Raw genomic sequence first — 12053 nt, forward strand, 5'->3', positions numbered from 1 at the left:
TATTGAAGTCGTGGGGAGTTACGCTTATTCCTCCACCACCACAAATTCCTCTATATGCTCGTCTACATAGTGAGCCACGCCTGCAGTCCACGCCTCCTCGTTTTCTACAAACTCGTCGTCGTAGTCGTCAAACTCGGGGTATTGCTCAAACATTGCCATAAACTCCTCGTCCGAGCAGTCACGCTGTATCTTCGGTCCGTACTCCTTGTAGAGTTTGCGCACCGAAAAGAGCATCTTGGCAAGGTCGCGCAGTCCCCAGTCGCGCAACACCTTGGCAAAGGGGTTGTCAAATATGAAACCGCCGTAGCCGTTGTAGATGAGCTGCACAAATCCGCCGTCCATCACCTCCTCGTGCAGGATGTCGTAGGCAAGCAATGTAATCTGCGACACGCTCAACTGCTGCATATTCTCAGCATTAAGCTCGCCGCCAATGGCCTCCTTAGTAGCGTCGATAAACACCTTGAGGAAAGCATCCATATCTTGCATAGCCGCCTCACGAAGGGCAGCGTCTTTCACTTTTACCTGTATCATAGCGTGCAAAGTTAGTGGAAATCGAAGACAATACAAAATAAATACATTTATTTTTAATCTTCATTCCCTTATGATTCATTGCATTTTGCCTCGCAACACCACTTTTTTCACTATCGGTGTAGTGTAGGCATAGGGTATGAAGTCTACCGATGGCAGCGGATGGGTGATGAGGAAATTTGCCACCTTGCCCTTGGCAATACTTCCGTATTCGGCACTCTCTCCCATAGCATAAGCTCCGTTTATTGTAGCTGCATTCAACGCCTCGCTTGGCAGCAGACGTAGCTTTATACAAGCCAGCGAAACCACAAACTTCATGTCGCCCGAAGGTGTCGAACCCGGATTGTAGTCGCTTGCCACCGCCACGCCCAGTCCCGCATCAATCATCTTGCGCGCCTTGCCGTAAGGCATATTCAGGAAGAACGACGTGCCGGGCAGCACGGTAGGCATCGTGTCGCTCGGGCGCAATATTTCTATTTCCTCCACGGTCATGCTCTCCAGATGGTCTACAGATAATGCTCCGTGCCTTACACCCACTTCTACTCCACCCGACGATGCCAGTTCGTCGGCATGAATCTTCGGGCGCATTCCCCATGCAGCAGCAGCGTCGAGAATACGTGCAGTCTCTTCAGGCGTGAAGAATCCACGGTCGCAGAACACGTCAACGAAATCGGCAAGACGCTGACGTCCCACTTCTGGAATCATCTCGTCGACAATCTGTTTTACATATTCGGCCTGTGTCATTCCGCGTGCCACAGCATGCGCTCCGAGGAATGTCGACACAATCCGAGCATCCGAAGTCTCCTTCATGCGCCTAATCACGCGCAGCATCTTCAGTTCGTCTTTCAGATTGAGCCCGTAGCCGCTCTTTATCTCTATACAGCCGGTTCCCTTCTGTATAACCTCGTCCAGTCGGCGCATGGCCTGACGATAGAGCTCATCTTCTGAGGTGTTGTGCAGAAGGTCGGCCGAATTGAGTATTCCTCCGCCACGTCGTGCAATCTCCTCATAACTCAGTCCGTTGATTTTGTCCACAAACTCGCGTTCACGGCTTCCGGCAAATACTATATGTGTGTGCGAGTCGCACCACGACGGCATCACGATTCCGCCCTCAGCGTCAATGGTCTGGTCAATGTCGGCAAATGCCGGCATCCCGTCTGCCACACTGCCAAACTCGGCAAACCTTCCGTCCTCCACCAGGAGCCACGCATTGTCAATGGCGCAGAAACGCCCCATCTCCTTGCCCTTCAGCCGGGGCTTAGGTTCGTATTCTACGCCAGCAAGACATCGTATGTTTTTAACAAGTTGTTTCATAACTTTTCTCCCCTCAAAAACTCTACCGACCTCGCAATATGCGGATACATCACTTCGTCGTCTACGATAAACGGCACCACCTTTCGGTAACTGTCGTGCAGCGCCTCCACTGCTGGCGACGACTTCAGCGGACGACGGAAGTCGAGTGCCTGTGCTGCATTGAACAGTTCGATGGCAAGCACACGCTCCGTGTTGAGCACCACCTTATAGAGTTTTATGGCAGCATTGGCACCCATACTCACGTGGTCCTCCTGTCCTTGGCTCGACGGAATGCTGTCTACCGACGAAGGTGTCGACAGCGTCTTGTTCAGGCTCACTACCGAGGCAGCCGTATATTGCGTTATCATGAATCCGCTGTTCACACCCGGATTTGCCACAAGGAAGCTGGGCAGTCCGCGCGTACCGCTCACAAGCTTGTAGATGCGGCGCTCCGAAATGTTGGCCAATTCGCACAAGGCTATTGCCAGAAAGTCCATCGGCATTGCTATCGGCTCGCCGTGGAAGTTGCCAGCCGAAATAATAATGTCGTCGTCAGGACACACAGTCGGATTGTCCGTAGCCGAGTTCACCTCCACGTCAACTGCGGATGTCACATAATCGATAGTATCCTTCACCGTGCCATGCACCTGCGGAATACATCTGAACGAGTACGGATCCTGCACATACTGCTTGGGCTTCTCCACAATCTCGCTGCCTTCGAGCAATTGGCGCATACGTGCAGCCGTGGCAATCTGTCCCTTATGCGGGCGCACCTGATGAACAGCGTCGGTGAAGGGAGCAGTTAGTCCGTAGTAAGCATCGAGCGACATTGCAGCAATCCTGTCTGCCCATTCGCTCAGCCTGTACGACTGCAGCAGCGCCCACACAGCGAAAGCCCCCATGTTCTGCGTACCGTTGAGCAGCGCCAGTCCCTCTTTCGAGGCAAGCTGTATAGGTTGCCACTCCAGCTTCTGCAGCAGTTCGGCTCCCGTTATCACCTCGCCCTGATATTCCACCTCGCCCAATCCTACGAGCGGCAGCGTGAGATGAGCCAGCGGCACCAAGTCGCCCGAAGCTCCGAGCGAGCCTTGCATGTACACCACCGGATAGACATCGTTGTTGAAGAAGTCGATGAGCCGGTTGACAGTAGCAAGCTGACAGCCCGAAAATCCGTAGCTCAGCGACTGAATCTTTAGCAGCAGCATTATCTTCACAATGTCGTTGGGCACACGGTCGCCCGTACCGCAAGCGTGCGACATCATAAGGTTTATCTGCAACTGTGCCAGATAGTCCTGACCGATGCTCACGTTGCAGAGCGATCCGAATCCGGTAGTAACGCCATAGATGGGCGAAGTTGTCTCCTCTATCTTCCGGTCGAGATATTTTCTGCATTCCACTATGCGCTTCTGTGCGTCGTAGCTCAATTGTATCTGGTAGCCGCCATATACTATTTCACCTATACGTTCAATCGAAAGGTGCTCGGCTGAAATCTTGTGTATCTTCATATTGCTTCAGTTGATAGATTGTAGTGTTGATAGGTTGATGTATGGTTTAAGGGTTGGCGTATTTGCTGATGATTTCGTCGTCAACGATGTTTGGCATTGTCACCTGCAACCCGTGCGAGCGCAGCATCTCGCGCTCAATGCTGTGTATTGAGCCTTCGTTGCGAGCCCATGCGCGGCGTGCGATTCCGTTGTTCACGTCCCAGAATAGCATTTCGCGTATGTGGCGGTCGCTTTCCTCACTGCCGTCAATCACCATGCCGAAACCTCCGTTTATCACTTCGCCCCAGCCTACGCCGCCGCCGTTGTGCAGCGACACCCATGTAGCTCCGCGGAACGAATCGCCTATCACGTTCTGCACAGCCATGTCGGCACAGAACTGCGAGCCGTCGTATATGTTGCTTGTCTCACGGAATGGCGAGTCGGTGCCCGACACGTCGTGATGGTCGCGTCCCAGCACCACAGGGCGTGTTATCTCGCCACTCTTTATAGCCTCGTTGAAAGCCTGGGCTATCTTCGAGCGGCCCTCAGCGTCGGCATACAGGATGCGAGCCTGCGAGCCCACCACGAGGTTGTTGCGGCTTGCCTCGCAAATCCAGTGTATGTTGTCCGCCATCTGTCCCTTGATTTCGTCGGGCGCAGTCTGCATTATTTCCTCCATCACACGTGCCGCAATCTCGTCGGTCTTGGCGAGGTCGGCTGGGGTGCCCGATGTACACACCCATCTGAAGGGACCGAAACCATAGTCGAAGAACATCGGACCCATTATGTCCTGCACGTACGACGGATATCGGAACTTGCCATTCTCCTGGCAGATGTCGGCTCCTGCACGCTTCGACTGCAACAGGAAGGCGTTGCCATAATCGAAGAAGTACATACCACGCTCGGCAAGGCGGTTTATGGCAGCCACCTGTCGGCGCAACGACGCCTGCACATGCTTGCGGAACTCATCGGGATTCTCAGCCATCATCTGCTTCGACCCCTCCAGAGTCAGGTCGGCAGGATAGTAGCCACCCGCCCACGGATTGTGTAGCGAGGTCTGGTCGCTGCCTATGTCCACGTGCACTCCTTCGTCAGCGAGTCGCTCCCACAGGTCCACCACGTTGCCCACATATGCCATCGACACCGTGCGCTTCTCGTCTACGCTCTTTCGTATGGCAGGAATCAGCTCGTCCAGATTGTCATGCAGCTCGTCCACCCATCCCTGGTCGTAGCGCTTCTTGGCAGCCAAAGGATTTATCTCTGCCACCACGCTCACCACACCGGCTATGTTGCCAGCCTTGGGCTGAGCGCCCGACATGCCGCCCAATCCAGACGACACAAACAGCATACCGCTGATGTCGTGTGCCTTACCCTTGGCGCTGAGTTGCTTACGGCAGGCGTTCAGCACGGTGATAGTAGTGCCGTGCACGATGCCCTGCGGACCGATGTACATGTATGAGCCAGCCGTCATCTGTCCGTATTGGCTCACGCCCAAAGCGTTCATGCGCTCCCAGTCGTCAGGTTTGGAGTAGTTTGGTATCACCATACCATTTGTCACCACCACTCGTGGCGCATTCCGGTGCGACGGGAACAGTCCGAGCGGATGTCCCGAATACATCACAAGCGTCTGCTCGTCGGTCATCTCGCTCAGATACTTCATCGTCAGCCGGTACTGTGCCCAGTTCTGGAATATGGCACCGTTGCCGCCGTACACAATCAGCTCGTGCGGATGCTGCGCCACCTCAGGATTGAGGTTGTTCTGAATCATCAGCATTATGGCAGCCGCCTGTTCTGAGCGGTGCGGATACTCGTCGATAGGACGGGCGTACATCTCATAGCTCGGACGGTAGCGGTACATATATATGCGGCCGTAACGGTCGAGCTCGTCCATAAACTCGGGCGCCAACTGTGCGTGCAGATGCTTGGGGAAGTAGCGCAGAGCATTGCGCAGAGCAAGCTGGCGCTCCTCGTGTGTCAGTATCTCCTTGCGCTTGGGCGCATGATTTATATTGTTGTCGTAGGGCTTCTGCTCGGGTAAGCAGTCAGGAATGCCCAGTCTTATTTCGTCTGTAAAAGTCATAATGTAATATATTTCAGCCCGACCCCCGACCCCTCCCCCATAGGGAGGGGAGTGATGTGATTTGTGGGGTGTGAGGGATAGCTGGGCTGTTTGGTTATTGTTTATTTTGGGTTATTGTTTAAAAATTGTAAGTAGTCGGTTCATACTACTCCCCTCCCTACGAGGGAGGGGCAGGGGGTGGGGCTTTTTTTACAGTTTATCCTCCACCAACTTTGTTATTTCCTCTTCCTCCTTATTCGCCTTAGCTATCAGCTCGTTGGCCTCGCCTATGAGTGCTTCAGCCTCCGTGCGGTCCTTCAGCGACCCGGCGTTAATCTTCACGTTCATACCGGCACCGAGCACAGCGGCACGTGCAGCCAACGCTCCCACTCCGGCATCCGACACGCTGTTGGGATTGCCCTTCTCCACCATCTTGCGGCATACGGCAAACACCTCGTACGAAGCCTTCATCGTCTCCAGCGGCACCTCCGTAGCAAAGAGCGTAGCCGTCTGTATGGCTTCCGTACGTGCCGCCTTCTCCTCGGGCGTATTCTTCGGCATTCCGAAAGCAGCCATAATGCGGTTGAACGCCTCTGTGTCCTCGTCTACAAGATGCAGCAGACGCTCCTGCAGAGCCATGCCTTCCTCAGCCACTGCGGCAAACTCGCTCCACTGCTCGTCCCATCCCGGCTTGTGGCTTGACAGATTTGCCACCATCGTTGCCAATGATGCGCCCAGTGCTCCCATATACGCCGACACCGAACCGCCGCCAGGAGCCGGACTCTCGCGCGACGTCTCCTCAGCAAATCCCTTCACCGTCATGTCTACCAGCAGGTGCTGCTTCTCGTCGCCCTCAGCCATCACATATTCTATAATCTTCTCCTCGGGCTTAAACTCCTTGAGGTCAGACAGTCCGAGCGACTTGATGGCAATGTTCAGTATGTCCTTCTTCGGTATGCCAGCCGAGCGCTGCTGCTTGGCAAGGAAGTAGCGTCCAGCCTCCAGCAGGGTGCGCTCGGGCACCAGTCCCACAATCTCCGTTCCCGTAACGCGCACGCCACGGTTCTGAGCGCAGCGGCACACCTCGTCAAAAGCCTTGTGCAGCGGCGTAACGTTGATGTTGGTGATGTTCATCGACACCTGGGCGATGCCATACTCGTCGATATACCATCCTATGGCCTTGGTACACTTCAGCGTGCCGGGCTTCATGATGGGCGTGCCGTCGGCATAGAGCAGTTTCTTGCCGATGATAGGATTGCCCTCGCGCATTGGCCTACCCTTCTCTCTCACGTCAAACGCGATGGCATTGGCACGGCGTGTCGAGGTAGTGTTCAGATTGAAGTTCACCGCAATGAGGAAGTCGCGCGCGCCCACCACCGTACAGCCTGTTCGTGCCACCTGCTCGTCGTACGGACGTCGGCCGAAGTCGGGAGCTTCAGCATCGTCGTCTATACGCTCGGCAATGCCCTCATATTCGCCCTTGCGGCACACGGCAAGGTTTCTGCGTTCGGGAGTGAACGCCGCAGCCTCATAGCAATAACAGGGAATGTTGAGTTCATCGGCAATGCGCTTGGCGAGTTGGCGCGAAATCTCGGCACACTCCTCAAGCGTAATTCCGCTCACGGGAACAATGGGCAGCACGTCGGTAGCGCCTATGCGCGGATGAGCGCCGTGCTGCTGGCGCATATCAATAAGTTGTGCGGCCTTGCCCACAGCTCTGAAGGCAGCCTCCACCACGTCGTCGGGCTCGCCCACGAAGGTTACGACAGTACGGTTGGTAGCCTCGCCGGGGTCGACGTCGAGCAACTTCACACCCTTGACGCTCTCTACTGCGTCCGTTATCTGACGGATTACGCCCATGTCGCGGCCTTCGCTGAAGTTAGGCACACACTCTACAATCTGCTTCATTTTTGCCATAGTATAAGGTATTATGTTAGTAGTATAAAAAATCAAATAGCAGAAGTATCAATGATACGTTGCAAATTTAGTGAAAAAGAATATTTAATGCAAGAAAATAGCAATAAACATTTACTATATAATGGTTACCATACGTCAAATAATATTGTCACCCAACGTTATTTATTAAATAACATTGAGTGACACTTTGATTGTAATAGCATTACAGCAACAGCGCTATACTATCGTCAGCACTACGCCCTTGCCACGCTTCATTGTTTTCCATATACGTTCGTAGAGCCGCTCGTACGTTTGCGCCGACTTCAACACCAGTCCCGGTATGTACTCCTTGCCTACGATGATGCTGCCGTTCTTCAGCGTAAGGGCACCGTTGCCGGGGCGTATGGTAGCGCCGCAAGGCGTCGTTGGCAATATGCGGCAGAGTTTCCTGTCTATCTCCAGTTCCAATGGATAGGAGCCGGCTGGGAGATAATTACGGGGATGTTCCAATGTGGCGCAAATAGTGCGACCGTTTATTATGAGCATGCCGTCTACGCCATAGGACGAGTAGCGGTTGCGTTTGATTTCTATCAGCATATTTTGAGTTTTGAGTTTTGAATTAGGAGTTTTGAGTTGGTCGCCTGCGGCGATTTTGAATTTTTGAGTTTTTCAATTTTCAATTTTGACTAAATGACTAAATGACTAAAAGAGTTTTGAATTTTGAGTTTTGAGTTTTGAATTGTGCGCTACGCGCATTTTGAGTTTTTGAGTTTAGAGTTATTAGTTTTTGAATTATCAATTCACAACTGAAAAATTCCCCATCGCAGGCGTAGCCGAGAATAACTCAAAACTCAAAATTCAAAATTCAATAAGTCTTCCGGAAACTGTTGTTAGGCTCAAAGCTGACAAGTCCTTGCTTGCGCCAGTTCTTGAGCATTTGCTGAACGGCGTTGCGCGACGTATTCGAACCCTTCACGGCTATGCTGTGCTGCAGGGCTTGCTCAAAGCTGAAGGTAGTGTCCAGACGCTCGAAGATGGAGTCGTTCCTGCCTCGCTTGGTGCGCTCCGCCGTGGCACGTCCGCAATAGTCTTTCGACGAGAATGCCGCCTCTATGCGGTCGCGGAAGAAGTGCAGGGCGTTGTCTATCTGATAGTCGGCGAGCACGTCGAAGGCAGCGAGAAACGAGGGGTGCTGCTGCTTTACAATCAGCTCCTTCCACAAACCCGGTTGCTGTTTGAGCCGTGTCTCAGCGCCAGCCAGTCCGTGGCGGTCTATCAGCTGTGCAGCCACTCGGCAGAGCATCAGACAGGTCATCATGCGCATCGTCGTGGGACAGATGCGGAAGCGCTGGCGAGCCTTCACCTTGTCGTCGTTCTTCATCGTCTCCAGTCGCACCTGCTCCAGCCATTGCCTGCCCTTTGCCTCCAATTTGGATAGCACCACCTCGCCCTGCATCAATGGCAGCAAATGGGCTATCTGACGTATGCGCTCACGCTGACGATCGGTCAGCACATGCAGATTTTCGGTGAGCGGCTGAAAGGTGTTGTCGGGTGTGCGTGCTATTGCAATACGACTCTGAAAACCGTCGGTGTAGTTGGTCACCACTCTATACAGCGCATCGGGCGTTCCGCACATCACCACATTCCACAACAGCCTATCGATATGCACGTTCACAGCCTCGGCACTTCGCGCCTCACGCTCGTAGCTTGTGCCGTCGTAAGCCTGTCGCAGCATCACGGAGAAGTCGCTCATAGCCGACCGCCATTTCTGCGCCACCGTGTCAGCCTCGGGCGTGAACGAGAAGGCGTGCAGTCCGCCTGTGTTGGCAAGTCGCTCGGCAAGGTTGGCAACGGTATTGTTGAGCGTCAGACAGCGCACGGGCAGCTTCGGTTCCTCGGGCTGCTCCTTCTTGTTCTTGGCAGCCCGCTTCCTGGCACGCCATTCGTCCTCCTGCTGTTGGTACATCTTGTCCATAGCCCTCACTTCCTGCGTCCACACGTCCATAACGGGGTCGATGCTGCCCTTGCCCGATGCGAAGTCGCCAGCTATGTACGAGATGAGGTTCAAGGAGTTCATCTTGCCGTGTACGTCCACCTTCACGCCAGTAGCCAGCATGCCTATCACAGGACAGATGGCAGTCAGTACGGGCAGCGCCAAGGCAGGACCTACAGCATCGATAGAGTCCTTCACGCCCTGCGGCATTCGTGGCAGCGCATTGTAGTAGAACAGATCGTCCCGTGCCAGCGCCTCGTCTATTCCGTCGGTTTCTGCCTGCTCTCCGTCTGCGCCTGTTATGCGTTCCTGTCGCAAGGCAAGCAGCACGTCCTTCAGCCGCTTGGGCATCTGCGTGCGCTTCTCGCCAAGAGCCGAGTCGATACAGGCAAGCTTCTCCGCCTCTGGGAACCCGTCGTAACACGGAATGATGCTGTCCAGCAGCTGGCGGTCGAAGCCGCAGATGTGGCGTAGGTTGACGGCAAGCTCAAATGTGAGCGTGTTGCGGTTGCTGCACACAGGCTCCTGCGAGTCGTTGTACATCTGCCACCACTTGCGGATAATGTCGGTGTAGGGAATGCCTAAATAGGTTGTGTGTTGAGACGTTGTTGTGGTGTTGGTTTGCTGTGTAGCTGACGAGGAAACATCACCATCACAACCCCTCACCACCTCACCCTCATTAACCTCACCCTCATTATCGAACAGCTCCTTATCTACGAAGAGCAATTTTTCGCATGGAGGCGTGAAGAACACTCTGGTAATGTCCTTTGCGCCCTTGTCGTACTGCACACCGAGCAGCTGCGAAGCCCATTTGAGGTTCTCCTCCTGCGAGAGCTCAGGCTTGCGTCTGAAGGCGATATGATAGCCTTTGCCAGCCGAGCGTTCGAGCATCAGCAGTCCCAGTTCGTCCTTCTTGCCCATCACCATTTCGGGCACGCTCGCCATCTTCTGCTCATAGTCAGCAGCCTTAGGGTCGAAGTCGATGTCCATGCCAACGGAGCGGCTCATCCGTGTAGCGCCTTTCAGCGTGCCGTCGGCATTAGGCAGGCAGGAGTAGTTCATCTGCACCATGTGGTGCTTGTCGGCACGTCGGTTGCGCTCCGTGTCGCGCGCGAGCCGGTATTCGGTCTCGTCGTTGACGGGGCGCATTAGCTTTGCCCCGTCCTTGTAATATATAATGTGTACGCTCATTTTCTGAATTTTGAGTTTTGAATTTTGAGTTTTGAGTTATTCTCGGCTAACGCCTGCGATTACGAATTGTCCAATTGTGAATTGTAGGAGGCTATGGCGTCCTCGCCTTAGCCTGCGCAGCAAGTCGGTAAGAATTATTCTTTCAGTCACGAATTATCATGAATTGTCCATGAATTTCACCATGAATTATTCTTTTCACCACGAATTTCACTAATCACACGAATGTTGTGTGCGTTATCTGAATTCATGGATAATTTATGGTAATTCGTGACAAAAAGAACTTCATGCTTGCTGCGTGGTTTTTCAGTCACGAATTATCATGAATTGACCACGAATTTTACCACGAATTAATTTATGAGTAATTCATGGATAATTTATGGTAATTACTTCCTTATAGTCAGTGGGTCCAAGGACAAATCTCGTGACAAAAAGACAGCATGTGGTTTTCAGTCACTTAACATTACCGTCTAAGTTGGTACTTCACAATCGCGTCAGTTGCTTCTGCGCTTTCAACGGCTATTGCCTGTGCAATATTAATGTTTTCGTTTGCTGTTATCTTCAGCGTCAACTGAATTGCCCCGTCCTTGGTCTTGCTCACCCTTCCGTGCGCCAGCTTTCTGATAAGCTGCGACTGTGACCTGACTCTGGGCTGTGCCACAAAGTCGAACGTGCCGTCGGTCATTTGCTGCGCCACGCCGTGCATCCTCCGCATACGCTGCACCTTATCGGGCACCGAATCATCGGGCGAAAAGAGGAAATACTTGCTCTCGTCGTAGAAAGCGATACCGCCAAGCTGCACGTGCTGGCAGCCATTAACCTGGTTGTTGGTTGTACTATTAGCACTTGTGCTGTTTGCGTTTGTGCTGTTTGCGTTATTGTTTATATCTTTAATCATAATATTGAGTTTTTTGCGAGAAGAACGTTGGATTGTTGCGCGCTTTACCATGGAATATCCTCCGCAATTCAACTCTTGTTTTTTATGATTTTGAATTTTGAGTTTTGAGTTATAGCGTTTGGCGATTTTGAATTTACCAGTTGTGAATTATGAAATTCAAAATTGAACAATTCCTAATCGCCATAGGCGACCAATTCCTAATTCCTAATTCAAAATTCAAAACTTTACAATGTCCGTCACCAGTATGTCCTGATAGTGTGCCCCGTTATACTCTCGTGTAGAGAAGCGCAGCGTCACCGCCACAAGGTCGCCGGGACTGAACAGGCATCCTGCCGTATTGCCGAGCATAGCTGCCACATACTGGTTCTCGTACTTGCCGCCAAGCTCCTGAAGCATGATGTTGCACTTCATAGTCTGGCCACTCTCCGTCTTCTGACTCTGTACAGCGAAAGCCTCGCCCTGCTGTACCACTCGCATGATTTTTGCGTCCATAATAATTTAAGTATTAAGCCCTACCCCCGGCCCTCAATAGGAAGAGAAAAGCCTCTCCCCCGACCCCTCCCCAGCAGGGAGGGGAGTGATATGATTTTGTGGGGTATGAGGGATAGTAAGGCTGTTTGGTTATTGTTTATTGATTATTGTTTTATTGTTTATTGATAATTGTAAGTAGTCGGTTCATACTACTCCCCTCCCTACGGGGGAGGGGCAAGGGGG

9 protein-coding genes are annotated in these 12053 nt (G+C 52.8%); all 9 read right to left on the minus strand.

Going from position 1 to position 12053, the window contains the following annotated elements; genetic code table 11:
• Positions 1-24 precede the first annotated feature (24 nt).
• Positions 25-531: a DMP19 family protein gene (locus I6E49_RS01360; protein WP_235400035.1), complete on the minus strand. Its 507-nt coding sequence runs from the start codon at positions 529-531 to the stop codon at positions 25-27.
• 75 nt (positions 532-606) lie between these two features.
• Complete coding sequence (gene hutI / locus I6E49_RS01365) at positions 607-1842, minus strand: imidazolonepropionase (RefSeq protein WP_235400036.1); 1236 nt, start codon at positions 1840-1842, stop codon at positions 607-609.
• Complete coding sequence (hutH, locus tag I6E49_RS01370; protein WP_235400037.1) at positions 1839-3326, minus strand: histidine ammonia-lyase; 1488 nt, start codon at positions 3324-3326, stop codon at positions 1839-1841. The genes hutI and hutH overlap by 4 nt, the downstream gene beginning before the upstream one ends.
• A gap of 46 nt (positions 3327-3372) precedes the next feature.
• Positions 3373-5385, minus strand: coding sequence for a urocanate hydratase (locus I6E49_RS01375; RefSeq protein WP_235400038.1), 2013 nt, complete (start codon positions 5383-5385; stop codon positions 3373-3375).
• Between the two features lie 189 nt (positions 5386-5574).
• Positions 5575-7281: a glutamate formimidoyltransferase gene (ftcD, locus tag I6E49_RS01380; RefSeq protein WP_235400039.1), complete on the minus strand. Its 1707-nt coding sequence runs from the start codon at positions 7279-7281 to the stop codon at positions 5575-5577.
• 216 nt (positions 7282-7497) lie between these two features.
• Positions 7498-7857, minus strand: a complete 360-nt coding sequence (locus I6E49_RS01385) for a DUF5675 family protein (protein ID WP_235400040.1) — start codon at positions 7855-7857, stop codon at positions 7498-7500.
• Positions 7858-8125: 268 nt separating this feature from the next.
• Positions 8126-10444 carry a DUF3987 domain-containing protein gene (locus I6E49_RS01390; protein WP_235400041.1) on the minus strand — a complete coding sequence of 773 codons (2319 nt, stop codon included), beginning with the start codon at positions 10442-10444 and terminating at the stop codon, positions 8126-8128.
• A 460-nt stretch (positions 10445-10904) separates the two neighbouring features.
• Entirely contained in the window at positions 10905-11339 is a 435-nt protein-coding gene (locus I6E49_RS01395; protein ID WP_235400042.1) for a hypothetical protein, read from the minus strand.
• A gap of 216 nt (positions 11340-11555) precedes the next feature.
• Positions 11556-11831, minus strand: coding sequence for a hypothetical protein (locus tag I6E49_RS01400; RefSeq protein ID WP_235400043.1), 276 nt, complete (start codon positions 11829-11831; stop codon positions 11556-11558).
• Positions 11832-12053: the final 222 nt, after the last annotated feature.

It is taken from the genome of Leyella stercorea (assembly GCF_021531655.1).